This is a genomic window from Streptomyces sp. NBC_00096, assembly GCF_045041305.1.
Classification (GTDB): Bacteria; Actinomycetota; Actinomycetes; order Streptomycetales; family Streptomycetaceae; genus Streptomyces.
Window position 1 is genome coordinate 2387278 of sequence record NZ_CP108221.1, and the last position, 24963, is coordinate 2412240.

Genomic DNA, 24963 nt, shown 5'->3' on the forward strand with positions numbered 1-24963 from the left:
GGCCTGAGGCCCGGCCTGAGGCCCGGTCTGAGGCCTGGCCTGAGGCCCGGTCTGAGGTCCGGCGCGGAGCACGGCGCAAGGCCCCGTACAAGGCGTGCGAAGGTCCGCCGCCCGGCCGCTCTCGGCGGGGCGGCGGTCGCGCGGGGAGCCCGCGGCCGGATCGGTGGCGGGGCCCCTACGGGGCGCGCGTGCTCTCCGTCGGGGCGGGCTCCGGGGCTTCCTTGAAGTTGACGCGGCCCATGTGGCGGCTCATCGACTTCATCAGGCCCCACACCCCGAGGGCGAGGGCCGCGAACACGATGAAGCCCAGGATGCCCGGGGTCACCTTGTTCTTGTCGAAGGTGTCGCCGGCCAGCGGGAGGAGCTGGACGATTGCTGCCTGCGTAGTGCTCATGGCTACGCATTCTCCCGGATGCCCGCGAAGAGGTCGGACTCGGGGAGGGAAGTGTCCACGAGCGACTTCGCGAGCTCGTACTCCTCGGTCGGCCAGACCTCCTTCTGGATCTCCATCGGCACGCGGAACCAGCCGCCGTCGGGGTCGATCTGCGTGGCGTGCGCGATGAGCGCCTTGTCGCGGATCTCGAAGTAGTCGGCGCAGGGCACGTGGGTGGTCAGGGTCCGCTCCGTGCGCTCGAACTCCTTCCACCGCTCCAGCCACTCCGCGTACGGGGATTCCATGCCGCGGGCGAGCAGCGCCTCGTGCAGGGCGACGGTGCGCGGCTTGTTGAAGCCCTGGTTGTAGTAGAGCTTCTGCGGCTGGTAGGCCGGTCCGAACTCGGCCTCGGGGTACTTCTCGGTGTCGGCCGCGTGCTCGAACGCCACCATCGAGATCTTGTGGGTCATGATGTGGTCGGGGTGCGGGTAGCCGCCGTTCTCGTCGTACGTGGTGACGACCTGCGGCCGGAAGGTGCGGATCTTCTTCACCAGGCGGCCGGCCGCCTCGTCGATGTCGTCGAGGGCGAAGCAGCCCTCGGGCAGCGGGGGCAGCGGGTCGCCCTCGGGGAGACCGGAGTCGACGTATCCCAGCCACTCCTGGTCGACGCCGAGGATCTCGCGGGCCTCGTCCATCTCCTTGGCGCGCACCTCGTGGATGTTCTCCTCGATGTACTTGTCGCCCTGGAGCTTGGGATTGAGGACGGAGCCCCGCTCACCGCCGGTGCAGGTCACCACCAGCACGGACACCCCCTCGGACACGTACTTGGCCATGGTGGCCGCGCCCTTGCTCGACTCGTCGTCGGGGTGGGCGTGGACGGCCATCAGTCGAAGCTGCTCGGTCAAGACAGGATCCTCTTTGAGTCGTCAGGGCTGGCGCCTTCTATAGTGACCGAATCGGGGGGTGGAAAAATTCCGGGGGGTCACCCCGGGATTCCGGTGTTCGTCCGTCCTCGAAGGGAACGATCGATGAGTGCGGTGCGCGAGGAGCTGCCCGAGGGCCGCTACGGCCGGTCGGCCGACGAGCGCGCTGACCGCAAGCTCAAGATCATCGGGTCGGTGCTCGGAGTCGGGCTGCTCGGGGTGGTCGGCTGGATCGGCTGGGACTACGTCGCCGGGCAGAGCGTGAGCGCCGAGGTCATCAAGTTCAAGGTCGTCTCCGACACCGCGGTCGACGTGCACCTGGAGGTGCGCAAGGAGGCCGGGGTCACCGGGGTGTGCACGCTGATCTCCCAGGACGAGGAGCACGGCGAGGTGGGGCGCGCCGACTTCACGTTCGCGCAGGAGGACACCCGCGTGGACGAGATGGTCACCCTGAGGACGACCAGCCGCGCGACGATGATCGAGCTGATCGGCTGCCGTCCGGCGGGCTCCGCGGGCTGAGCGGCGGACTCCCGGGGCCGGGCGGCAGGGCTTCCGGGGCCGGGTGCCGGGCTCCCGCGGTGTGGCGGCCCGCGGCCGCCTCAACACGCCCTGACGCGTTTCACACGCTTGGTGTCCTCCCCCTTTTCTTCCCGAATTGTTAGGCTCGTGGTTTCGTCCGCCGCTGGCGGCTTTAGCAGTCCCTGTACCGACGAGGAGCACCCGTGACCCAGACGAGCGAGAGCGTCACCTGGCTGACCCAGGCGGCGTACGACCAGCTGAAGGCCGAGCTGGAGTACCTCTCTGGTCCCGCACGCAGTGAGATCACGATCAAGATCGCCGCTGCCCGCGAGGAGGGTGACCTCCGTGAGAACGGCGGTTACCACGCGGCCAAGGAGGAGCAGGGCAAGCAGGAGCTCCGCATCCGCCAGCTCACCCAGCTCCTGGAGAAGGCCAAGGTCGGCACGGCCCCCGCCGCCGAGGGCGTGGTGGCCCCCGGCACGCTCGTCAAGATCGCCTTCGACGGCGACGAGGACGACACCATGGAGTTCCTGCTGGCCTCGCGCGAGTACGCGTCCTCGGACTTCGAGACCTACTCCCCGCAGTCCCCGCTGGGCACCGGCGTGATGGGCAAGAAGATCGGCGAGGACGCCCAGTACGAGCTGCCGAACGGCAAGCAGGCTTCCGTCAAGATCCTCGACGTCAAGCCGTTCACCGGCTGATCACCCCCCTTTCGACATTTCGCCCCGCCGGTCTGATGACCGTCGGGGCGAAATGCTGTGCGGTGCTGTGCGGTGCGGGTGGAGCGGTGCGGGTGGAGCGCCCTGGTCAGGCCGTCGCCGAGCGGTACTTGCGGACCGCCAGGGTGCGGAAGACCACGATGATCAGCAGCGACCAGAGGATCGAGGCGATCACCGGGTGCTGCATCGGCCAGGCCGCGGGGACCGGGTAGCCGTCCGGGAGGTTCCCGAAGAGCTCGCGGGCCGCCTGGACGGTGGCGCTGAAGGGGTTCCACTCCGCGATGTGCCGCAGGAACGTCGGCATGTTGTCGGAGGGGACGAAGGCGTTGGAGATGAACGTCAGCGGGAAGAGCCAGATCAGCCCGCCCGAGGTGGCCGCCTCCGGGGTGCGCACCGACAGGCCGATCAGTGCGCCGATCCAGGAGAAGGCGTAGCCGAGCAGGAGCAGCAGGGCGAAGCCGGCCAGGACCTCGCCGATGCTGGTGTGGGTGCGCCAGCCGACGATCAGCGCGACGATCGCCAGGACGACGAGCGTGAGGGTGGTCTGGACCAGGTCGGCCAGGGTGCGGCCGGTGAGGACGGCGCCGCGGGCCATGGGCAGTGACCGGAAGCGGTCGATGAGTCCCTTGTGCATGTCGTCCGCGATGCCCGCGCCCGCGCCGGCCGTGGCGAAGGTGACGGTCTGGGCGAAGATGCCCGCCATGAGGAACTCGCGGTAGGCGGCGGGCGAGGTGTTGCCGCCGACGGCGATCGAGCCGCCGAAGACGTAGCTGAACAGGACGACGAACATCACCGGCTGGATCACGCCGAAGATGATCATCTCGGGGATGCGGGACATGCGGATCAGGTTCCGCTTGGCCATGACCAGGGAGTCCTTGACCCCCTGGACGATGCCGCCGCGCGGGCGCGGCGCGGCCAGTTCCGGGGTGGTGGAGGTGAGGGTCACTTCGCCGCCTCCTTGCGGGCCTTGCGGCCGCCCCTGGGCTTCGCGCCCGCGGGGTCCTCGTCGGCCTCCTCGGCGTTCAGTTCCGCCGCGTGGCCGGTCAGGGAGATGAACACGTCGTCCAGGGTGGGACGGCGCAGGCCTATGTCGTCGATCTCGATGCCGCGTCCGTCCAGCTCGCGGATGACCTCGGCGAGCAGCTTGGCCCCGCCGGAGACCGGCACGGTCAGCTTGCGGGTGTGCTCCTCGACGGTGGTCTCGCCCTTGCCGAAGCCGCCGAGCACCTCGCGGGCCTCGGACATGCGCTCGCGCTCGTGCACGACGACCTCGACGCGTTCGCCGCCGGTGCGGGCCTTGAGCTGGTCGGAGGTGCCGCGCGCGATGACCTTCCCGTGGTCGACCACGCAGATGTCGTGGGCGAGGTGGTCGGCCTCCTCCAGGTACTGCGTGGTGAGCAGCAGGGTGGTGCCGCCCGCGACGAGCTCCTGGATGATCCCCCACAGCGCCTGGCGGTTGCGCGGGTCGAGGCCGGTGGTGGGCTCGTCCATGAACATCACGGGCGGGCTGACGACCAGGGCCGCCGCGAGGTCGAGGCGCCGGCGCATGCCGCCGGAGTACGTCTTGGCCGTGCGGTCGGCGGCGTCGCCGAGGTTGAAGCGCTCCAGCAGTTCGGCGGCGCGGGCCTTCGCCGCCTTGGCGCTCATCTGGTAGAGCTGGCCGACCATTTGGAGGTTCTCGCGGCCGGTGAGGTACTCGTCCACGGCGGCGAACTGGCCCGAGAGGCCTATCGCGCGGCGGACTTCGTTGGGGTGCTTGAGGACATCGATCCCGGCCACGACCGCTTTGCCGCTGTCGGGCTGCAGCAGGGTGGTCAGGACGCGCACGGTCGTGGTCTTGCCCGCTCCGTTGGGGCCGAGCAGACCCAGCACCGTGCCTTCGGGGACATCGAGGTCAACGCCGTCCAGAGCCCTGACGTCACCGAAGGTCTTGACCAGACCCTCGGCGTAGATGGCACCTGGCATATGGGTTCTCCCAGTGCGAATCGAACCAGCAGAATCGTGACATTCTTACGCGAATCCTATGGTTGCCGAGCCGACCTCGCCCGGCCGAACGGCGACACCGTATCGCGTTATATCGCGTGCCGCCACAGGGGCCGGCACCGTCGATGGGCCCGGCAAGATCCGAAAGAGACGGCCTAGCCGATGACCTGGTACCCCGCCCCGTGCAGCGCCCGCGCGACCTGCGCGCAGTGCTCGGGTCCCTTCGTCTCCAGGTGCAGCTCCACCTCCACCTCCGTGAGCCCCAGCCGCGGGTCGGTCCGCACGTGGCTCACGTCGAGCACGTTCGCATCCACCACTGACAATTCCCCCAGCAGACCGGCCAGCGCCCCCGGCCGGTCGGTCACCCGCAGCCGCAGCGACAGGTAGCGGCCGGCCGCCACCATGCCGTGGCGCAGGATCCGCTGCAGGAGCAGCGGGTCGATGTTCCCGCCGGACAGGACCGCCACCACCGGGCCGTCGCCGTACCGTTCGGGCTCGCTCAGCAGGGCGGCCACCGGGCTGCACCCGGCCGGCTCGACCACCATCTTGGCCCGTTCCAGGCAGAGCAGCAGGGCGCTGGAGAGCGCGTCCTCCGACACCGTACGCACGTCGTCGAGCAGTTCGCCGATGATTTTGAAGGGGATGTCGCCGGGCCGCCCGACCTTGATGCCGTCCGCCATGGTGACCGGGTTGTCGATGGACACCGGGTGCCCGACCTTCAGTGAGGGCGGGTACGCGGCCGCGCCCGCCGCCTGGACGCCGATCACCCGGACGTCCGGGCGCAGCGCCTTGATCGCGACGGCGACCCCGGCCGCGAGCCCGCCGCCGCCGATCCCGACCAGGATGGTGCGCACCTCCGGGCACTGCTCCAGGATCTCCAGGCCGACCGTGCCCTGGCCCGCGATGATGTCGCGGTGGTCGAAGGGGTGGATGAACACGGCGCCCGTGCGGTCCGCGTACTCCTGGGCCGCGGCCAGCGTCTCGTCCACGACCTGCCCGTGCATCCGCACCTCGGCGCCGTAGTCCTGGGTCGCGGCCACCTTCGGCAGCGGCGCCCCCACCGGCATGAACACGGTGGAGCGGACCCCGAGGAGGGAGGAGGCCAGCGCCACGCCCTGCGCGTGGTTGCCCGCGCTGGCGGCGACCACTCCGGCGGCGCGCTGCTCGGGGCGCAGGCCCGCGATGCGCACGTACGCCCCGCGGAGCTTGAAGGAGCCGGTGCGCTGGAGGTTCTCGCACTTGAGGTGGACCGGGGAGCCGGTGAGCGTCGAGAGGTACCGGCTGCCCTCCATCGCGGTCACCCGGGAGACGCCCGAGAGCATCTTCTGGGCCCCCCGGACGTCGTCGAGGATGACCTGCGGAACGGGCTGCGGCACGCGGTAGTTCATGCGGCCAGTCTCGCAGCCGGTGCGCCCCCCGGCGCGGGACACGGATCCCGGCCCGGTGCCCCTCCGCGGGCGGGCCCGCGGAGGGGTGAAATCTCGCCATCCGGGACGACTCGCGAGGGCCGTTCCACAGCGGCCGTACCAGTTCTCGTACGAGGCGTACGAGCCGCCGCACGGCCGCGTACTCTGTCCCCCATCCTTGTCGGCCCCTCGCGAAGAGAGCTCACGGCCATGCCCTCCACCTCGGCCAGTTCCGACCTGCCCGCGCCGGCCGGCGCGCCCGCCGAAGCCGGTCTCCTCGACGCGCTCCAGCACCAGGTGGCGGTCTTCGCCCGGCGCGCCGAGCAGACCCGCCTGGGCGGGGTCGGCCAGGCCCGCAACTCCATGGACCGGGCCGCGTACCTGCTGCTGAACCGGCTCGACCTGGAGGGGCCGATGGGCGTCAAGGCGCTCGCCGGCGGCATGGGCATCGACTCCTCCACTGTCACCCGCCAGGTCGCGCCGCTCGTCGACAGCGGCCTGGTCAAGAGGACCTCGCACCCCGAGGACGGCCGGGCCGTGGTGCTCGCGCTGTCCCCGCGCGGGCTGGCCCGGCTGGAGGAGGTCCGCTCCTCGCGGCGCGAGCTGATGGCCCGGGTGACGGAGGGCTGGGACGAGGCGGAGCGCGAGTCGTTCACCGGTCTGCTGACGCGTTTCAACGTCTCGCTGTCCGAGCTGATGTCGGCCGGTGCCGAGCCCGGCTCCGAGGCCGGCCCCGCCTCCTGACGCCCGCCCGGGCCGCCCGTCAGGTACCGCATCGGTGCCGGGTGCTCCCGACCCCTTGACCGGGGTGGTCCCGCTGACCGCACTATGTGGATTGTGGACCACGGGCCGGGCCCCTACGCCGAGTTCGAAGCCTTCGTCGCCGGAGCGGCGGGGCGGCTCCTGCGCGTCGCGATCCTGCTCACGGCGGAGCCCGCCACCACCGCGGAGGACGCTCCCGCCGCGCGCGGGCTCCTCGGCGGCGCGCTGGCCCGTACGTACGCGAACTGGCGCAGGCTGCGCGGGGACGACCCGTACGACTACACCCGCCAGGAGCTGTGCGCCGCCTTCGCCCGTACCGGCCGCCGCCACCACGGCGGCAGCGGGGTGCTCGGACCGCTGGGTCCGCTGGAGCGGCTGGTCGTGGTGCTGCGGCTCTACGAAGGGGTCGCGGAGGAAGTCACGGCGGCGCAGCTGGGGCTGGCGCCCGAGCGGGTGCGCGCGCTCTGCGACCGTGCCGTGGCCGGCCTGCGCTCGCGGCCCGGCGCGGGTCCCTCGGGTCCCGGCGCGGGTCCCGGTCCCGGCTCCGGTCCCTCAGGCCCCGGATCGGGATCCCGGTCGGACACCCGCCACCAGGAGGCGGCATGAGTCCCCCGGATCCCAGGGAAGCCCAGGTCAAACGGCTGCTGGAGGGCCCGTACCCGGCGGTTCCGCCCGGTCTCGCGGCGGGCGCCGCGGCGCACGGCGACCGGCTCCTGCGGCGGCGCCGCACGGTCCGCCGGATCGGCTGGACGCTGCTCTTCGCGGCGGTGGTGGCCTTCCTGGTGTGGGCCTCGCTCACGCACGCGTGGACATCGCCGTCCAGCGAGGTCTCCCCGCCCTGGTAGCGGGCGGGGAGAACGTCACCGCGTCGTACCGGCCGCCGTGGCGGCCCGTACCGGCCCCGTACTAGCCCAGCGCCTGCGTCAGGTCGGCCAGCAGGTCGTCGGCGTTCTCGATGCCGACCGACAGGCGGACCAGGTCGCCCGGGACCTCCAGGGCCGAGCCGGCCACCGAGGCGTGGGTCATGCGGCCCGGGTGCTCGATGAGGGACTCGACGCCGCCGAGGGACTCGCCCAGGGTGAAGATCTTGGTCCGGTCGCAGAGCGCGACCGCCTCCTCCTCGCCGCCGGTGACCTGGAAGGAGATCATGCCGCCGAAGTTGCGCATCTGCTTGGCGGCGACCTCGTGGCCCGGGTGCCCGGGCAGGCCCGGGTAGAGGACGGTGTGGACCTTGGGGTGGCGGGTCAGCATCTCGGCGATCTTGCCCGCGTTCTCGGCGTGCCGGTCCATGCGGACGGCCAGCGTCTTGATGCCGCGCAGCACGAGCCAGGAGTCGAAGGGCCCGGCCACCGCGCCCATGGCGTTCTGGTGGTAGGCCAGTTCCTCGCCCAGCGCCGCGTCCGCGGCGACGAGCGCGCCGCCGACCACGTCGGAGTGGCCGCCCATGTACTTGGTCAGCGAGTGCACGACCACGTCCGCGCCGAGCGCGAGCGGCTGCTGGAGGTAGGGGGACGCGAAGGTGTTGTCCACGACCAGCTTGGCGCCGGCCGTCCGCGCGATGTCGGCCACCAGCGCGATGTCCGTGATGCCGAGCAGCGGGTTGGAGGGGGTCTCGACCCAGATGACCTTGGTCTTCGGGGTGAGGGCGGCCCGCACGGACGCCGGGTCGGAGGTGTCGGCGACCGACCACTCGACGCCCCAGCGGGAGACGACCTTCGCGAAGAGGCGGAAGGTGCCGCCGTAGGCGTCGTTCGGGATGACCACGTGGTCGCCCGGGGAGAGCAGCGTGCGCAGCAGGCAGTCCTCGGCGGCGAGCCCGGACGCGAAGGCGAGGCCGCGCCGCCCGCCCTCCAGCGCCGCGAGGTTCTCCTCCAGCGCGGTACGGGTCGGGTTGGCGCTGCGGCTGTACTCGTAGCCGCCGCGCAGTCCTCCGACTCCGTCCTGCTTGTACGTGGAGACCTGGTAGATCGGGGGTACGACCGCGCCGGTCAGCGGGTCCGCCGTATTGCCCGCGTGGATGGCGCGGGTCTCGAAGCTCTGGTGCTCGTGGCTGTCGCTCATGGCCCGATGCTATCCCCGTCCGGCCGCTGCGCGGCCCCGTCTCCGTACTCCCCCCGAAGGGGTGCGTGACGGGCGGCTTTGCCTCCTATTGGCCTTCGTGCGGGTGCGTCTGGTTCGCTGGGGACATGGAGATTCTGTGGTTCCTGCTCGCGATGGCGATGCTCTTGGCCGCCGTCGGACCGATCCTGCGGCGCAGGCGCGGCGGCCTGCGCCTGGTCACGCCCGGCAGCCCGGACGCGGCCGACCCCGCGGACTACGGATTCGCCCTCCAGGAGGAGCTCGACGTCCGGATCCCCGGCCCCGACCAGGACCTGATGGACGCCCTGGACAACGTGACCCGGACCGGGCGGTGGCAGGCCGCCTCCCAGCTGCTGGCCGGCACCCCGGCCGACGGCGAGGTGCGCTGGCAGCGCGTCCAGGCCTTCGCCGGCTCGGCGGCGCAGGAACTCTCCCGGGAGCCCGGGGCCGGCGCCGCCTGGCTGAAGGCGTGGCGGCTGGAGGCCCCGAAGGACGCGGGCGGCGCGCAGGTGCACGCCGAGCTGCTCGCGCAGCAGATGTGGCGGCGCCCGGAGGGCATGAGCGAGGCCGACGTACGGATCATCGCGGAGGAGGCCCGGGAGTCCTGCGGGCGGGCCGCGCTGCTGGCTCCCGGCGACCCGGTCCCGTACATCGTCGAGCTGGCCGTCGCCCGCATGCTGCACTACTCCGAGCCCGAGTACGACGCGCTGTGGGCCAAGGTCATCGACCGGGCGCCGCAGCACATGGGGGCGCACCTGGCCGCGCTGCACTACTGGTGTGCGAAGTGGCACGGCTCCCGGGAGAAGGCCGACGCCTTCACCCACCACGCGGCGGCCCGCGCCCCGCGGGGCTCGCTGCTGGCGGCGCTGCCGCTGTTCGCGCTGTACGAGCACGTCCCCGACGTCGTCCTGGTGCGCAGCTTCCACCAGAGCGCGGCGGTGACCCGGGCGGTGGAGGGCGCGCTGTACGCCGTCCACAGCGCGCGCCCCGACGACCCGATGCTGGCGCACGTGCGCCACCTGCTGCTCCTCTTCCTCGTCGGCGGCGAGCGCTGGGCCGAGGCGATGGACCAGGTCCGGCACGTCGACGGCTACGTGGGCGCCCTGCCCTGGTCGGCCGACGCGGACCCGGCGGCCTCGTACGCGGTCTACCGCGCCCTGGCGGTGGCGGGCTACGAGGCCAACGGCGGCTCCCCGGCGACCCTGCCGCACTGACGGCCCGGCCGGCCGGCCGCCGGCGCACGCGCCCGCAACCGGCGCCGCAGCCGGCCCGCGTCCGCGCCGCGCCCGCGTCCGCGCCGCGCCCGCGTACCGCCCGCACCCCCGCCCCCCCACGGCCCCGAGCCCCTCCCCATAGGGTTCGCGCAAGCAACACCGCACCGCTTCATCCCGTGGGGGGATCTGTCCATATGGGCGCTTCACTGCGCGCCTTGCGCACCCTCGTCCTGCTCGCCGGCTTCCACCTGCTCGGCGTCGTCCTGCTCGCCGTCCTCGCCGGGAGCGTCGTCGGCGCCGAGTCGGCCGGCCTGCACGGGCCGGGCCTGTTCAAACTGCTCATCGCCGCCGTCGTCCTCGCCGTCCCCATCGTGCGCGGCATGTTCATGCTCCGCCTGCCCAGGGCGGATCCGCTCCCCGGCGTCCCCGTCACCGAGCACCGGGAACCCCTCCTGTGGGCGGCGGTCCGCGAGATCGCCGGGCAGGTCGGCACCCGGACCCCCGACGAGATCGTGCTGATCGCCGACGTCAACGCCGCCGTCACCGAGGACGCGGGGCTGCTCGGGCTGCGGCCGGGCACCCGCCGCCTCTACATCGGGCTGCCCCTGATGACGGGCCTGGACGAGATGCGGCTGCGCGCCGTGCTCGCCCACGAGATGGGCCACTACGCCAACCTCGACACCCGTCTCACCCCGCTGATCCGGCGCGGGCGCGTCCAGCTGCTGCGTACCGTCGACACCTTCAACGAGCGCTCCGACGCCAAGATCTCCAAGGAGCGGGCGAAGCAGGAGAAGAAGGCCGGGAAGCGGATCGCGGCCGGCAAGAAGGCCGAGGAGATCGACACCACCGGCGACGGCGCCTCGTACCGCGCGATGGCAAAGATCTACACCGGGTACGGGAAGTTCTACCAGCGCTCGACCCCCTCCGGCGCCCGCCGCCAGGAGCTCGCCGCCGACCTGGCCGCCGTCCGCGTCGCCGGCCGCGATTCCGCCGGCTCCGCGCTGCGCGAGCTCAACGCCATCGGCCCGGCACACGAGTTCTACATGGACTCCTACGCCACCCTCGGCGTCGGCTCCGGTCTGCTGCCGCCCCCGGGGCAGGTCTTCGGCGGCCTGCGCCACCTCCTCGAAGCCCGCGCCGGGGAACTGGACGGCCTGCGCCGGGAACTGCCCGCCGAGCCGGCCGATCCCTACGACTCGCACCCCGCGCTCGCCGAGCGCGTCGCCCGCATCGAGGCGCTGCCCGAGGACGGCCGCGGCACGCAGCCGTCCAGCCCCTCGCTGGAGCTGCTCGCCGACTCCGAGGCCTCGCTGATCGCGCTGGAGCGGGCGGTCCTGACGCCCGAGGCCTTCGCGATGGAGCGCCTCGGCTGGGAGGACCTCGTGCACGAGAGCATGAGCCGCCGCTCCGGCCAGGGCTCGCCGGAGCTCCGGGAGGCCTTCGCCGCCGAAGGCGTGGGGAGCGGCCTGGCTTCGCTGCTCGACGCGATCGACGCCGACCCGGCGGTGCGCCGGCGGATCACCGACCGGCTCCCGAAATCCGGGGCGGCGGCCGCCGCGACGGGCCGCGCGGCCCGGGAGTTCGCCCGCCCGGTGCTGCGCCGGGCCCTGAACGAGCTGGTCACCGCCGAACTCACCGATCGCGGAACCGCCCGCTGGCTGCTCTCCTGGTCCCAGCCGGCCACCCTGCGCTACCCGGCCGACGGCTTCGAGGAGCAGCTGGAGAGCGCCCTCGACTCCGCCGCCGCGGACCTCCCCGACACCGAACCACTGCGAAAGCTGGTGCTCGCCCCGTGATGGGCCTCGTCATCCTCGGCTGCCTCCTGGCCGTAGGCGCGTACAAGCTGCTGCGCGCGATGTACTTCCTCCGCAAGGCGAAGCGCCTGAACGCGCGGACCGCCGAGCTGCAGACCGAAGTCGACGCGATCCGCGCCCGTACGGCCGCGGGCGAGGCGGCCGCGGCCGCCGAGGTCGTCGGGCTGGGCTTCGTGGCCGCCGAGGACATCGACACCACCCGTTACCTGCCCGTACCGGCCGGGGAGAGTGCCGTCCTGGACGCCGTCCGCGCCGGCGACTGGCAGGCGGGAGCCGACTGGATCGCTGCCGCCGGTCAGGTGTGGGAGGAGCGCCACCACCGTGCGGGCGTGCTCTGCGAAGCCGCCGCCGAGGACGACGCCTGGCTGCTCGCCTGGCGGGCGGCCCGCCCGGCCGACCCCACGGCCGCGCTGGTGCACGCCGCCGCGGAGGTCGCCGTCGCCTGGAACCTGCGCGGCTCGCTGGCCGGCCGGCACACCACACGGGAGCAGTTCGCCCTCTTCCACAAGGCCCTGCTCGGGGCGCGGGAGGCCGCTCACGAGGCCCAGCGGCTCGCCGATCCGGCCGACCCGGTCCCGTACGTCAACGAACTGCCGGTGGCCCGCGGACTCGGGTACCCGTCCGAGGCCTTCGGGCAGCTGTGGGCGGAGGTCGTCGAGCGCGGTCCGAAGATGCAGGGCGCCTGGTCCGGCGCCCTGCAGTACTGGTGCGCGAAGTGGCACGGCTCGCACGAGCGGGCGGAGGAGTTCGGCCGGGAGGCCGCGGCCCGGGGCGAGCCGGGAGACCTGCTGTCGCTCGTCCTGCTGCGCGCGCACTTCGAGCACGAGAACCACGAGGCCGACCTCGACCCGGACGTCTACTACAAGCGGCCGGAGATCGTCGCGGCGGCGACGGCCGCGCTGGCCGACGTGGCGGCCGCCGCGGACCCGGCCGACCGGCGCGTCGTGCGCCTGCGGCACATGCTCGCCTGGGTGCTGTACTGGCAGGACAGGTACGAGGAGACGGTCGAACAGTTCCGCCACATCGACGGCCACTGCGGGATCGAGCCGTGGATCTACCAGGGCCGCCCCAAGACCGTCTTCCTGAAGACCCGCGACTACAGCGTGCGCCGGGTCACCCGGCAGGACTGAGGACCGGACCGACCCGAGACGGCGGGCCGGGGGAATCCCCGCCCGCCGTTCCCCGTTACCGCTAGACCACAAGGAGGGAATCCATGTTCTCGTACCGCCGCACGCCCGAGCTCCCGACCCGCGAGGAGGCCCTGACGGGCCGCGCGGAGCCGCTCTTCGGACTGCCCGCCGTCCACACCGTGCTCGGCAACCCCCTGGCGGGCCCCTACCCCGCCCACCTCCAGGTCGCGGACTTCGGTCTCGGCTGTTTCTGGGGGGCCGAGCGCAAGTTCTGGCAGACCCCGGGGGTGTGGACCACCCTCGCCGGCTACCAGGGCGGCTTCACCGAGAACCCGACCTACGAAGAGGTCTGCTCGGGCGGCACCGGCCACACCGAGGTCGTCCGGGTCGTCTTCGACCCCGCCCTGGTCTCCTACGAGGCCCTGCTGAAGCTCTTCTGGGAGTCCCACGACCCCACCCAGGGCTTCCGCCAGGGCAACGACGTCGGCACCCAGTACCGCTCGGCGCTCTACACCCACTCCGCCGCCGACCAGGCCACCGCGGAGGCCTCCCGCGAGGCCTACCAGCGCGTCCTGACCGCCTCCGGGTACGGCCCGATCACCACGGCCGTCCTCCCGGCGTCGGAGCGCACCTTCTGGCCCGCGGAGGCGTACCACCAGCAGTACCTCGCCAAGAACCCCGACGGCTACTGCGGCATCGGCGGCACGGGCGTCTCCTGCCCGATCGGCGTGGCCCGGGCCGAGGGCTGACGCCTCCGGCGCCGGGTCCCGGCGGTGGCGGATCCCCTCGGGCCGCCACCGCGGGGCTCAGGTGCTGATCGCCGTCACTTGACCGTGGTCACGCCGATCGAGGTCTCCACCGCGCCCCGGTCCAGGTAACCGCCGTTCTTGCCGGTGTTGGGCACGCGCTGGTCGTCCAGAGCCGGGAGACCGCTGTAGTCGGGCACGAGTGCGCCCGGCGCCGTCGCGTCGGCGGAATCGATGGTGGGCGAACCGGCCACGTTGAAGCCGACGCCCGTGGACGTGGCCCGGAAGATGTCGTGGGCGCCCTGTCCGGTCGCGGCCGCGAACTCCGCGGGCTTCCGGTAGCTGGCGCCGGCCCACTTGTAGGCCATCAGCGTGACGGCGGGATCGCCGACGATCAGGTTGTAGTCGGCGCGCGTGCCGACCGCGGCGCTCGCCGACACGTTGATGCCCTTGCGGAGCCCCGCGTCCGGGCAGTCGGCGGAGGGCTCGGCGTAGATCACGTTGTTGAACACCGCGGAGCCGGACGAGCCGCCGCTCATCGAGAGGGGCGTCACGCAGGCGCCGTACACCGTGTTGTTGGTGATGACGGTGCCGGGCGCGTCCACCACCGTCAGCGCCGCGCGGGGGCGGCCGTAGTTCAGGTTGCGGCTGAACAGGGTGCGCTCGGCGCCGCCCTCGATCCGGACGGCGGTCAGCTGGCTCCGGGTGACGCGCACGTCCTTGCTCGCGTCGCCGACCACGAGGGCGTCGGCGTCCCGCCGCACGCTGGTGATCGCGTTCAGCTCGATGTCGGCCGACCGGCTGACCCGGGCGGTACCGCCGACGCCCAGTCCGCTGATCCTGACGTGGGAGGCGCCCTTGACGGTCAGGTCCCCGTCCAGGAACGCCTTGGGGAAGAGGGGGGACGTCGTCTCGACGACGAAGGTGATCGGCTTGCCGGGCTCGCCGGAGCGGTCGATGACCAGGGACTCGGCGCTGTGCGCGCGCGCCTTCATCCGGACCGTCTGGCCCGGCTTGACGATCCTGGCCGCCGAGGAGAGCAGGCAGAAGGGCAGCGCCTTCGAACCGGGTCCGGTGTCGGAGCAGGTGGTGTCGCTGTTCACGTAGAGGTCGGCCGGGGTCCCGGCGGCGGCGACGGCCGGTGTGCCGAGGAGGGTGACGAGGCCCGCGGTGAGCAGGACCGTCGCACGATGAGGACGCACGGGCAGGGTTCCTTCGGTGAAGGGCGATGGGGTCCGACCAAGGACGCGGCGCAGCACGACGGTTGCTCGGCCGTTCCCCCCAGCAACGGTCGGGCGCACGCGAACCCTGAAGTCTCCGGTCATCATCCACTGCCGTGAACCCGCTTGTCACCCCCGATAATTCGCCCTCATTGCCGCAAAAACCCCTGGCTGCGCGGGGGGTGCACCCGGGGTCCACCCCCCTCCGGAGCCTGCCTCAGACCACCGTCACCCGGGCCAGGGCCCACGAGGTGTGGTCGAAGGCCGAGTTCGCATTGGCATCCTCCACCACCAGGTGGAGCAGGCGGATCCCCCGGACGTCCAAGTCCAGGGAGGTCGGTCCCGAGGCGCCGGTCAGGACGGGGGTCGTGGCCAGGACGCGGCCGTCGCCGCGCACGGTGGCGCGGGTGGCTCCGGCGGCGGACTGCTTCTTCGAGAAGTCGTCGATGCCGACCAGGGCGGTGAACCGGTTCCCGCGTCCGCCCAGGTGGTAGACGATCTCCGACGGGGCGTGCACCCCGAGCCCCTTGGCGTACGTGACCCCGCCGAAGGCGATCGGGGTGCCGTCGCCCGCCGCCTGCTTGCCGTTGGAGCGGTCGAGCTCTACCGGGCCCCAGCCGTTGGCGGCCGAGACCCACGGCAGGTCGCTGAGGTAGCTGTCCCCCGTGGGCGGGGCCGGCAGCGGCGTGTAGCGGGTGGGGGCCGTGAAGCGCAGGCCGGACGAGGTGGCGGCCTGCGCGGTGAGCAGCGCGGGCGCGGGCGCCGTCGCGGGCGGGGTCACCCGCCACGTCGTGGTCAGGGCTTCGCCCGGGGCGAGGGAGGCGGCGGTGTCCGCGTTCGCCGGGGTGGCCGTCCAGCCCGCGGGGAGCGGGAGGGCGACGCGGACGTCGGGCCAGGGGCGGCCCGTACCGTTCGCGACGGTCGTGGTGAGCGTGCCGGCCGACGCGTCCGCGACCGCCGCGAGGCCCCACGGGCGGCGGACGTAGGTGTCGGCCCAGGAGGAGCGCAGCAGGGCCGTCAGGCTCGTGACCACCGAGGGGTTCGCCGCCGCCACGTCGTACTTCTCGGCGAGGTCCGTCGTCAGGTTGTAGAGCTCGAACCGCCACTGCGCGTCCGGTACGGTCCTGTCGCGCGCGGGGGCGAACCGTACGGCCTTCCACTGGTCCTTGCGGACGGCCTCCGCCACCTGCGTGGCCCGGCCGCCGTCCTGGGCGTTGGCCCGGCTGGTGACGCCCTGCTCGTCCCGGTACCAGTACAGGTGGTTGTGGACCGGGGCGAGGGCCGGGGTGCCGTTCAGCACGGGCGCCGCCGAGAGCCCGTCGATGTCCGAGGGGGCCGGGGCGCCGCCCGCCAGGTCGGCGAGGGTGGGCAGGACGTCGTACAGCGGGGTGGGGCGGGCGCTGGTGGTGCCGGGGGCGATCCGGCCCGGGGACCAGGCGATCAGCGGGACGCGGACGCCGCCCTCGTAGAGGTTGCGCTTGTAGCCGCGCAGCGGGCCGTTGGCGTCGAAGAGGTCGGGGTTCACCCCGCCCTCCTCGTGCGGGCCGTTGTCGGAGGCGAACAGGACCACGGTGCGCTCCGCGATCCCCCGCGCCTTCAGCCGGTCCACGACCGAGCCGACCTGCGCGTCGAGGAGGCTGATCTGTGCCGCGTGGGCCTTGTTCGCCTGCGTCCACGACTGGGAGGCGTACGCGCCGACGTCGGGGATGTCGCTGGGGGCGTGCGGGAGGTTCGGGGCGAGGAAGAGGAGGAAGGGGTCGGTGCCGGCGGCGCGGGCGTCGATGAAGTCGAGGGCGCGCGCGGCGATGGCGTCGGGGGCGAAGGTGCCCGCCGGGACGGTCTCCTTGGCGTTGTCGTGCCAGAGGTACGCCGGGTAGTACTCGTGGGCGTGGCCGTGGTCGATGTAGCCGTAGAACTCCTCGAAGCCCCGCGCGCCCGGGTGGCTCGGCTGGTCCCCGGCCTCCGGTCCGAAGCCCCACTTGCCGAACAGGCCCGTACGGTAGCCGCGCGCCCGCAGCACCTCCGCGAAGGTGGTGTCGCCGGCGCCGAGGCTGCCCTGGCCGCCGCTGGAGGGGTTTGCGCGGACGGCGGCGTGGCCGGTGTGCAGCCCGGTCAGCAGCGCGGCGCGGGAGGGCGCGCAGACGGCGGCCGCGGAGTAGGCGTCGGTGAACCGGAGCCCCTCTGCGGCGAGCCGGTCGATGCGCGGGGTGCTGATCAGCTTCTGGCCGTACGCGCCCAGGTCGCCGTAGCCGAGGTCGTCGGCCAGGACCACCACGATGTTCGGCGGCGTCTGGGGTCCGGCGGCCCCGTCGGCCGCCGCCGCGGACCGGGCGAGCGGCGGAAGGGCCGTGAGGCCGACGGCGGCCGCGGAACCCGCGAGGAAGTGGCGGCGGCTGGGCATCTCGAACTCCCCTGTGGCGAAAGGCTGATGGGAAGATCGTCCGCGCGGGCGGCCGCCCAGACCATGCACGGGGCATGAAGAACGTGTGACGGCCCCCGGGCGCGCGTGCGCGTGCGCCCGGGGGCCGTCGTTCACTGGTCGGATGGTCGGGCACCCGACCGGTCGGATGGTCGGGCGCCCGCCGGTCAGATGGTCGAGGCGTCGATGACGAAGCGGTAGCGGACGTCGCCCGCCTGGACCCGCTCGTAGGCCTCGTTGACCTCGTCGGCGCGGATCACTTCGATCTCCGAACCGAGCCCGTGCTCCGCGCAGAAGTCGAGCATCTCCTGCGTCTCGGCGATCCCGCCGATCATCGACCCGGCCAGCGTCTTGCGGCCGCCGATGACGGAGAACAGGTTCAGCGAGACCGGCTCCTCCGGGGCGCCGACGTTCACCAGGGCGCCGTCCACCTTCAGCAGCCCCAGGTAGGCGTCGAAGCCGAGGGGTGCGGAGACGGTGGACACGATCAGGTCGAAGCGGCCGGCCAGCGACTCGAAGGTGGTCTCGTCGCTCGTGGCGTAGAAGTGGTCGGCGCCCAGCTTCAGCCCGTCCTCCTTCTTGCGCAGGGTCTGCGAGAGCACGGTGACCTCCGCGCCGAGCGCGTGGGCGATCTTGACTCCCATGTGGCCGAGGCCGCCGAGACCCACGATCGCGACCTGCTTCCCGGGGCCGGCCTTCCAGTGCTTCAGCGGGGAGTAGAGGGTGATGCCTGCGCACAGCAGCGGGGCGGCGACGTCGAGGGCGAGGCCGTCGGGGATGCGGACGGTGTAGTTCTCGTCGACGACCACGTGCGTGGAGTAACCGCCGTACGTGGGCTCGCCGTTCTCGTCGAGGGCGTTGTACGTGCCGGTCATGCCCTTGGCGCAGTACTGCTCCTGCCCGGCGAGGCACTGCTCGCACACGCGGCAGGAGTCCACGAAGCAGCCGACGCCGACGTGGTCGCCGACCGCGAACCTGGTGACGTCCGGGCCGATTTCGGTGACCACACCGGCGATCTCGTGACCCGGGACCATGGGGTAGATGCCCTCGCCCCAGCCGTCGGTGACCTGGTGGATGTCGGAGTGGCAGATGCCGGAGAACTTGATGTCGATGAGGACGTCGTGCGCACCGACCGGACGGCGCGGGACGGTGATGCGCTCCAGCGGGGCCTTGGGGGCGGGAGCGGCGTAGGCGGCGACCTGGGTGACGGACACGGTGGGGCTCCTCGGAAGACTGCTGTGGGGTGCTGCGGTGCTGTGGGTGCTGCTGTGCTGTCGTTGCTGCTGCGCGGGACCGCCGTACGGGGTTCGCGTACGGCTTCCGCGGTACCCAGCTTGCGTGCTCCGGCGCCGGCTACCCATCCCCCTGCTCTGCCTAGGACTGGCGAACCTACCCTTGGCGGGGTCAGGCACGGGCCCCCGTCCCGCGCCCCCGCACGGCGATACTGGGGTAATGCACCAGCTTGATCAGCGAGCCGAGCTCGGCGAGTTCCTGCGCTCCCGGCGCTCCCGGCTGCGCCCCGAGGACGTCGGCCTGCCCGACCACGGGCGCCACCGCCGGGTCCCCGGGCTGCGCCGCGAGGAGCTGGCGCAGCTCGCCGGGGTGTCGGTGGCGTACTACACGCGGCTGGAGCAGGGGCACGGGCAGAACGTGTCGGCGGAGATCCTCGACGCCATCGCCCGGGCGCTGCGCCTGGACGGCACGGAGCGCGCGCACCTGAGCCGCCTGGCCGGCCCCAAGCCCCGCAAGCGCCGCCAGGCCCCGCGCCCGCAGCAGGTGCGGCCGGAGCTGCGGACGCTGCTGGACGCGATGGACGGCGTACCGGCGTACCTGGTCGGGCGGCGCCAGGACGTCATAGGCTGGAACCGGCTGGCGGCGGCGGTGTTCGGTGACTTCGGGACGCTGCCGGCCCAGGAGCGCAACCTGGTGCGGCTGGTCTTCCTGGACCCGGCGACGGCGGAGCTGTACGCGGACTGGGAGTGCCGGGCGTGCGAGGTGGTGAGCAACCTGCGCCTGTACGCCGGCCAGTACCCGGACGACGAGCGGCTGTCGGCGCTGGTGGGCGAACTGTCGGTGAAGAACGAGGAGTTCCGCCGGCTGTGGGCGGCCCACACGGTGGCGGACAACAAGACGCACGGCGTCAAGCGGCTGCGCCACCCGCTGGTGGGCGAACTCCACCTCTCCTTCGAGACCCTGGCCCTCCCGGACGACCCGGCGCAGTTCCTGGTCACCTACCACGCGGCCCCGGGCTCCCCCTCGGCCGACGCCCTCAGCCTGCTCGCCTCCTGGTCCGCGTCGCCCGCCGCGCCGGAACCGGGTCCCGGCCCGGGTCCGGCCCCGGCCCCCGGTTCCGCCCCGCCGCGCGAGGTCCCGGCCGCCGGCCGTGAGAGCGGCGGCGAGTGAGAGCGGCGGCCGCTCCTCAGCCCTTCAGCTGGGCCTGGAAGTAGCCCACCGCGCGTTCGCGCCGGTAGCCGAGGGCCGCGTTGACCGCGAGCATCGGGGTGTTCTCGTCCGCCACCGAGGTGGCGATGTGCCGCAGGGACGGGTGCCGGGTCCGGGCCGCCCCGAGCATCCGGCGTTTGACCGCGAGCCCGAGGCCGCGGCCGCGGTGGCCGGGGACGACCACCGTGTCGTACTGGAGGGCGCGCGGGCCCGCCGGATCGGGGAGCACCAGCTCCGTGTACGCCGCCACCTCGCCGTCCGGGGTGACCGCCGCGACCGTGGTCAGCGCGCCGCCCCGGGCCAGGATCAGCCGGTGGGCCGCGTGCAGCCGCTCCGCCGTCCAGGTCTGGACCCGCTGGTCGAGGTCCCCGCTGGGCGCGTCGTCCATGGCCCCGTGGGCCACGGCCACCGCCGGCGCCCAGTCGTCGGGCACCAGCCCCGGCCAGCACAGCAGCTCGTAGCCGGGCACGGGAGACGCGGCGTCCTCCCGTGACTCCCGCGCCTCCCGTACGTCCTGCAGGTCCCGCACGTCCTGCACGTACCAGGCCATCGGCAGGACGTTCTCGAAGCCCACGGACTCGGCGAACGCCTGGCCCGCACCGCCCAGGTCCACCTCCATCGAGACCGAGGTGCGTCCCTGGGCGAGCAGTTCCTCACGGACCCGCCTCCACAGGGCCGTTCCCTCGCCGCGCCGCCGCGCGTCCGGCCGTACCGTCAGCTCGTCCAGGAACGCGGTGTGGTCGTTGCTGCCGTCCGTGAAGAGGAGCAGGGAGGCGATCCCGTTCTCCGAAGCCCAGCGCACCGAGCGGCCCCGCGCCGGAGGCACCCGCAGCCGGCCGGCCACCTCCCCGGGGGAGGGCGCCGGCAGCTGCGGCAGGTCGGCCGCCCGGGAGGCGGTCAGTACCTCCCGCCAGGCCTGCGCCTCGGCATCGGTGGGGGGTTCGGAAAGCAGGGTGATCGTCATGCTCCGGACCCTAGGCCGCGGCGCGGCGCGGCGCTCGGGAGTTTCGGGGACGCGAACGGCGGGGAGCCCCTGACCGGGACTCCCCGCCGTCCGTTGCGGGGTTCAGCTGCTGCGTCGGCGCACTCGCGGGCGCGGGCGCGTCAGAGGGCCGCGCCCGCCTTCCAGTCCGTCCAGCTCATGTTCCAGCCGTTGAGGCCGTTGTCCGGCTTGATGGTCTTGTCCGGGGAGTTGACGACCGTGACGACGTCTCCGATGAGGGAGTTGTCGTAGAACCAGGCGGCGGGCTGGTTCGGGTCGTTCGCGCCCTTGGCGTCGTTCAGGCCGACGCAGCCGTGGCTGGTGTTGACGCTGCCGAAGATCGAGTCCGATCCCCAGTAGTTGCCGTGCACGAAGGTGCCGGAGTTCGACAGGCGCATCGCGTGCGGCACGTCCTTGATGTCGTACTCGCCCTTGCCGTCGTCGTCCGTGAAGCCGACGGTGGCGCCGTTCATCCGGGTCTCCTTGAACTTCTCGGAGATCACCATCTGGCCGTTGTACGTCGGGTTCTGCGGGGAGCCCGCCGAGATCGGGATGGTCTTGAGGACCGCGCCGTCCCGGGTGACGACCATCTTCTTCGTCTTCGCGTCGACCGTGGAGACCTGGCTCCGGCCGATCTTGAAGGTGACGGTCTTGTTCTGCACGCCCTGGATGCCGGGGCCGCCCTGGACCCCGTCCAGCGCCAGCTTCAGCGTGACGGTGGAGTTCGCCTGCCAGTACTGCTCCGGGCGGAAGTCCAGCCGCTGCGTGCTGAACCAGTGGCCCACGACCTCCTGGCCGCTGGTGGAGGTGACCGTGATGCCGGCCTGGACGGCCTTCTTGTCCTTGATCGGCTTGTTGAAGGTGATCGAGACCGGCATGCCCACGCCGACGGTCTGGCCCTCGTCCGGTATGAACGAGCCGACGAAGCTGTTCTCCGGGGAGATGGTGGTGAAGGAGGCGTTCTCGTGCGCCTCGCGGCCCGCCTCGTCCTTCGCGGTCGCCGACAGCGCGTACTTCGTGGACCGCTTCAGCGCTCCGTCCGGCTTCCAGCTCTTGCCGTCGGAGGCTATCTTGCCCGCCACCGCCGCGCCCTCGGAGCTCTTCAGCTCGACCTGGGTGAGCGTGCCGTCGGTGACCGCCACGACGGCCGCGTCGTTCAGGCCGATGTTGGTGGCGCCGTCCTTGGGCGTGATGGCTATCTTGGCCTTCGAGGCGTCCTTCGCGGCCGCCGCGTCGACGTCGGCCTGGGATTTGGCCGAGGCCTCCCCGTTGCCCTTGGGCGTACCCCCGCCGTCACCCGCGTCGTTGCATCCCGCGAGCACCAGTACGCCGCCGAGTACGGCGGATATGGCCACCAGGGACCTTCTCCGCCGCTTGCTGTCCGTCCTCACACGCCACTCCATCATTGCCGGAACCCCGAATTCCCCGGACAGGGGGGCGTGACCCCCCTGCCCCGTCCTGACAACGCATTACACCCCGGTCGCCGCCACATTCCGTTCGAATGTGGTCAACCCCACCGTCAGGCGCTGTCAGTCTCTTCGTCGAAGTCCCCATCTTCCTCGTCCAGGTCCCACTCCATGGACTCGGGGTCGTATTCCACCGGCTCGCTGCTCCAGGAGGCCTGTGCGAGCTCCACTCCGGGGATCTCCGCGACCAGGTCGGTGGGGTCCACCAGGTAGGCCAAAGCCTCCGACACGTCCTCGCGGACCGCCGCCTCGGCGTGGCCGCGCTCCTCGTCCGGCATGAACTCGTCGGCCTTGATGTGCGCGAGTGCGGCTCCGGTGAGCGCGTCCACGTCGGGCACCTCAAGTACCAAATCCACCCGAAGGCGTACGAATCGCGAGGTCTCAGAAGGGTTCATACGACGGAGGGTAATCCCGTGGACGCCTCGACTTTCCCACGACCCGCCCCTTTCCGTAGCATCACCGCACACGGCCAATTCGCTGCTGCCACAAGGGGGATCGCACCGTGTCCGCACGCCGATCAACGCTCACCGCTCTCGGAGCCACCACCCTCCTCGCCGTCCTGTGGTTCGTCCCCTCGGCCAACGCCACACCGCCCGGGAACGCGAACGGCTCCTCCGGCGCGCCCGCCCCCGCGAACACCCGGCCCCGGGCCGCCGCCGCGCCCGGGCCCGCCCTGGAACTGGCCGACACGGGCGGCGTGGACACCACCCCGTACCTGCTGGGCGGCACCCTCTGCCTGGGCGCGGGCGCCGGCTTCGTGGCCTTCTCCGTACGCCGCTCGCGGACGCCCTAGCGGCGGGCACGGCTGAGGGCCGTGGGCCCGGGGGATCCCCCGGGCCCACGGCCCTCAGCACTCCTACCGCCTGCTCCTGCCCCTACTCCTGCTCCCGCTCAGGCGAGGGGGCCCGTGACGGCCTCCACGGCGTCCACGAGCGCACCCGAACGGACGAAGGCGTCCGCGGCCGCCAGGTCGGGGGCGAGGAAACGATCCGGCCCGGGACCCTGCACCCCCGCCGCACGCGCCGCCGCGATGGCGGCCCGGCTGGCCGGCGCCGGGGTGAGCCCGTGGCGCAGCTCGATGGCGCGGGTGGCCGCGTACATCTCGATGGCGATGATCCGGGTGAGGTTGTCGACGGCGGTACGGAGCTTGCGCGCGGCCGACCAGCCCATCGAGACGTGGTCCTCCTGCATGGCGGAGGAGGGGATCGAGTCGGCGGAGGCGGGGACCGCGAGCCGCTTCATCTCGCTGACCAGGGCGGCCTGGGTGTACTGGGCGATCATCAGCCCCGAGTCCACGCCGGCGTCGTCCGCGAGGAAGGGCGGCAGGCCGTGGCTGCGGTTCTTGTCGAGCAGCCGGTCGGTGCGGCGCTCGGCGATGGAGCCGAGGTCCGCGGCGGCGATGGCCAGGAAGTCCAGTACGTACGCGACCGGGGCGCCGTGGAAGTTGCCGTTGGACTCCACGCGCCCGTCGGGCAGGACCACCGGGTTGTCGACGGCGGCGGCCAGCTCGCGCGAGGCGACGAGGGCGGCGTGCGCCATGGTGTCGCGGCCCGCGCCGGCGACCTGCGGGGCGCAGCGCACGGAGTAGGCGTCCTGGACGCGCGGGGCGGTCTCCTCCTGGAAGTGGCGCACGAGCCCGGAGTCCTTCAGGACGGCGGCCATGTTCGCGGCGGAGACGCCCTGCCCGGGGTGCGGGCGGATGGCGTGCAGCTCGGGCTGCAGCACCTTCTCGGTGCCGAGCAGCGCCTCGAGCGTCAGGGCGGCGGTGATGTCGGCGGCGGTGTACAGCTTGCCGAGGTCGGCGAGGGCCATGACCAGCATGCCGAGCATGCCGTCGGTGCCGTTGAGGAGGGCGAGGCCCTCCTTCTCGCGGAGCTCGACGGGCTCGATCCCGGCCTCGGCGAGCAGCTCTGCGGCGGGGCGGACGACCCCGTCGGGGCCTTCCGCGTCGCCCTCGCCCATGAGCGCGAGCGCGCAGTGGGACAGCGGGGCGAGGTCGCCGGAGCAGCCGAGGGAGCCGTACTCGTGCACGACGGGGGTGATCCCGGCGTTGAGGACGTCGGCCATGGTCTGCGCGACGGACGGGCGCACGCCGGTGTGGCCGGAGGCGACCGTCTTGAGCCGCAGGAACATCAGCGCGCGCACGACCTCCCGCTCGACGCGCGGGCCCATGCCGGCGGCGTGCGAGCGGACGATGTTGCGCTGGAGCTGCGCGCGCAGCTCGGGACTGATGTGCCGGGAGGCGAGCGCCCCGAACCCGGTGGACACCCCGTAGACGGGCTCGGGCTTCGCGGCGAGCGCGTCCACGATCTCGCGGGCCCGCGCGAGGGCGGCGAGGGCCTCGCCGGAAAGCTCGATGCGGGCGTTGCCGCGGGCGACGGCGATGACGTCCTCAGCGGTGGTCCCGGACGTTCCCACCACGACAGTGTGCATATCCATATTCAGCACCCTACGGACTGAATCCCTTCATGTCACTCCCTCGCGGCACCCCACCCCGGGGCCCGGCCCCCGACCCCCCGCGCCTCAATCGCCGGCAAACCCAGCCCGTCCGGCGTTTGAGGACCGGGTCCGGGCGGAGCCCAGGGAACGGGCGAAGGGTGGGTAGGGGACTTCGCCCCGCGCAGCGGCACACCGCAGCCCCCAGCGGCGCGAGGGCCGGACCAGTGCCGGGGCGGCGGGCACGGGCCGGGGCGGCCCGCCGCCCATGGAGACGGCCCCCCGGGGCCCGGGGCGGGCTCCCCCGGGGTGACCGGGGCGGGTGCGCGA

24 protein-coding genes are annotated in these 24963 nt (G+C 72.8%); 11 read left to right on the forward strand and 13 right to left on the reverse strand.

The features are described 5' to 3' along the window. Positions 1-175 precede the first annotated feature (175 nt). Positions 176-394 (reverse strand): hypothetical protein, encoded by a 219-nt coding sequence (locus OG904_RS10140; RefSeq protein WP_405489527.1) that lies wholly within the window; start codon positions 392-394, stop codon positions 176-178. A gap of 2 nt (positions 395-396) precedes the next feature. Further along, positions 397-1278 (reverse strand): mycothiol conjugate amidase Mca, encoded by an 882-nt coding sequence (mca, locus tag OG904_RS10145; RefSeq protein ID WP_405489529.1) that lies wholly within the window; start codon positions 1276-1278, stop codon positions 397-399. Positions 1279-1401: 123 nt separating this feature from the next. On the opposite strand from mca, the gene OG904_RS10150 reads away from it, so the two are divergent. Then, positions 1402-1815 carry a DUF4307 domain-containing protein gene (locus tag OG904_RS10150; protein WP_405489531.1) on the forward strand — a complete coding sequence of 138 codons (414 nt, stop codon included), beginning with the start codon at positions 1402-1404 and terminating at the stop codon, positions 1813-1815. A 203-nt stretch (positions 1816-2018) separates the two neighbouring features. Continuing rightward, positions 2019-2516, forward strand: coding sequence for a transcription elongation factor GreA (gene greA / locus OG904_RS10155; RefSeq protein WP_405489533.1), 498 nt, complete (start codon positions 2019-2021; stop codon positions 2514-2516). 106 nt (positions 2517-2622) lie between these two features. Here greA and OG904_RS10160 read toward each other — a convergent pair whose 3' ends face one another. The 3 genes from OG904_RS10160 to ilvA all read right to left on the reverse strand — a co-directional run bounded on the left by OG904_RS10160 (position 2623) and on the right by ilvA (position 5905). Next, positions 2623-3480: an ABC transporter permease gene (locus tag OG904_RS10160; protein WP_405489535.1), complete on the reverse strand. Its 858-nt coding sequence runs from the start codon at positions 3478-3480 to the stop codon at positions 2623-2625. Beyond that, positions 3477-4499: an ATP-binding cassette domain-containing protein gene (locus tag OG904_RS10165; protein WP_405489537.1), complete on the reverse strand. Its 1023-nt coding sequence runs from the start codon at positions 4497-4499 to the stop codon at positions 3477-3479. The genes OG904_RS10160 and OG904_RS10165 overlap by 4 nt, the downstream gene beginning before the upstream one ends. 173 nt (positions 4500-4672) lie before the next feature. After that, a complete protein-coding gene (ilvA, locus tag OG904_RS10170) occupies positions 4673-5905 on the reverse strand; it encodes a threonine ammonia-lyase (RefSeq protein ID WP_405489539.1) in 1233 nt (410 codons plus the stop codon). Between the two features lie 228 nt (positions 5906-6133). Here ilvA and OG904_RS10175 point away from each other — a divergent pair, with 228 nt between their 5' ends. From OG904_RS10175 to OG904_RS10185, 3 genes are all read left to right on the forward strand, one after another. Next, positions 6134-6667, forward strand: coding sequence for a MarR family winged helix-turn-helix transcriptional regulator (locus OG904_RS10175; RefSeq protein ID WP_405489541.1), 534 nt, complete (start codon positions 6134-6136; stop codon positions 6665-6667). Between the two features lie 93 nt (positions 6668-6760). Then, positions 6761-7291, forward strand: coding sequence for an RNA polymerase (locus tag OG904_RS10180; RefSeq protein WP_405489543.1), 531 nt, complete (start codon positions 6761-6763; stop codon positions 7289-7291). Continuing rightward, positions 7288-7530 carry a hypothetical protein gene (locus tag OG904_RS10185; protein WP_405489545.1) on the forward strand — a complete coding sequence of 81 codons (243 nt, stop codon included), beginning with the start codon at positions 7288-7290 and terminating at the stop codon, positions 7528-7530. The genes OG904_RS10180 and OG904_RS10185 overlap by 4 nt, the downstream gene beginning before the upstream one ends. Positions 7531-7591: 61 nt before the next feature. Here the strand turns inward: OG904_RS10185 and OG904_RS10190 are convergent, their stop codons facing one another. Beyond that, positions 7592-8746, reverse strand: coding sequence for a cystathionine gamma-synthase (locus OG904_RS10190; RefSeq protein WP_405489547.1), 1155 nt, complete (start codon positions 8744-8746; stop codon positions 7592-7594). A gap of 125 nt (positions 8747-8871) precedes the next feature. On the opposite strand from OG904_RS10190, the gene OG904_RS10195 reads away from it, so the two are divergent. The 4 genes from OG904_RS10195 (at position 8872) to msrA (ending at position 13671) form a co-directional block, all read left to right on the forward strand. Then, positions 8872-9978 carry a hypothetical protein gene (locus OG904_RS10195; protein WP_405489549.1) on the forward strand — a complete coding sequence of 369 codons (1107 nt, stop codon included), beginning with the start codon at positions 8872-8874 and terminating at the stop codon, positions 9976-9978. 194 nt (positions 9979-10172) lie between these two features. Beyond that, positions 10173-11774, forward strand: coding sequence for a M48 family metallopeptidase (locus tag OG904_RS10200; RefSeq protein WP_405489551.1), 1602 nt, complete (start codon positions 10173-10175; stop codon positions 11772-11774). Continuing rightward, positions 11774-12922: a hypothetical protein gene (locus OG904_RS10205; protein WP_405489553.1), complete on the forward strand. Its 1149-nt coding sequence runs from the start codon at positions 11774-11776 to the stop codon at positions 12920-12922. Before OG904_RS10200 ends, OG904_RS10205 begins: the two co-directional genes overlap by 1 nt. A gap of 83 nt (positions 12923-13005) precedes the next feature. Continuing rightward, positions 13006-13671 (forward strand): peptide-methionine (S)-S-oxide reductase MsrA, encoded by a 666-nt coding sequence (gene msrA, locus OG904_RS10210; protein ID WP_405489555.1) that lies wholly within the window; start codon positions 13006-13008, stop codon positions 13669-13671. Between the two features lie 74 nt (positions 13672-13745). On the opposite strand, the gene OG904_RS10215 is transcribed toward msrA, so the two are convergent. The 3 genes from OG904_RS10215 to OG904_RS10225 form a co-directional block, all read right to left on the reverse strand. Next, entirely contained in the window at positions 13746-14870 is a 1125-nt protein-coding gene (locus OG904_RS10215) for a hypothetical protein (RefSeq protein ID WP_405489557.1), read from the reverse strand. Positions 14871-15105: 235 nt separating this feature from the next. After that, positions 15106-17289: a sulfatase-like hydrolase/transferase gene (locus tag OG904_RS10220; RefSeq protein ID WP_405489559.1), complete on the reverse strand. Its 2184-nt coding sequence runs from the start codon at positions 17287-17289 to the stop codon at positions 15106-15108. A 185-nt stretch (positions 17290-17474) separates the two neighbouring features. Next, entirely contained in the window at positions 17475-18521 is a 1047-nt protein-coding gene (locus tag OG904_RS10225; RefSeq protein WP_405489561.1) for an NAD(P)-dependent alcohol dehydrogenase, read from the reverse strand. A gap of 238 nt (positions 18522-18759) precedes the next feature. On the opposite strand from OG904_RS10225, the gene OG904_RS10230 reads away from it, so the two are divergent. Then, positions 18760-19710, forward strand: a complete 951-nt coding sequence (locus OG904_RS10230; RefSeq protein ID WP_405489563.1) for a helix-turn-helix domain-containing protein — start codon at positions 18760-18762, stop codon at positions 19708-19710. A 16-nt stretch (positions 19711-19726) separates the two neighbouring features. Here OG904_RS10230 and OG904_RS10235 read toward each other — a convergent pair whose 3' ends face one another. The 3 genes from OG904_RS10235 to OG904_RS10245 form a co-directional block, all read right to left on the reverse strand. Beyond that, entirely contained in the window at positions 19727-20713 is a 987-nt protein-coding gene (locus OG904_RS10235; RefSeq protein WP_405489565.1) for a GNAT family N-acetyltransferase, read from the reverse strand. Positions 20714-20853: 140 nt separating this feature from the next. Next, positions 20854-22134 carry an Ig-like domain-containing protein gene (locus OG904_RS10240; protein WP_405497914.1) on the reverse strand — a complete coding sequence of 427 codons (1281 nt, stop codon included), beginning with the start codon at positions 22132-22134 and terminating at the stop codon, positions 20854-20856. Between the two features lie 116 nt (positions 22135-22250). After that, positions 22251-22592 carry a hypothetical protein gene (locus tag OG904_RS10245; protein ID WP_405489567.1) on the reverse strand — a complete coding sequence of 114 codons (342 nt, stop codon included), beginning with the start codon at positions 22590-22592 and terminating at the stop codon, positions 22251-22253. 107 nt (positions 22593-22699) lie between these two features. Here OG904_RS10245 and OG904_RS10250 point away from each other — a divergent pair, with 107 nt between their 5' ends. Beyond that, a complete protein-coding gene (locus OG904_RS10250; RefSeq protein WP_405489569.1) occupies positions 22700-22990 on the forward strand; it encodes a hypothetical protein in 291 nt (96 codons plus the stop codon). 98 nt (positions 22991-23088) lie between these two features. Here OG904_RS10250 and hutH read toward each other — a convergent pair whose 3' ends face one another. Continuing rightward, positions 23089-24630 (reverse strand): histidine ammonia-lyase, encoded by a 1542-nt coding sequence (gene hutH, locus OG904_RS10255; protein ID WP_405497916.1) that lies wholly within the window; start codon positions 24628-24630, stop codon positions 23089-23091. Positions 24631-24963: the final 333 nt, after the last annotated feature.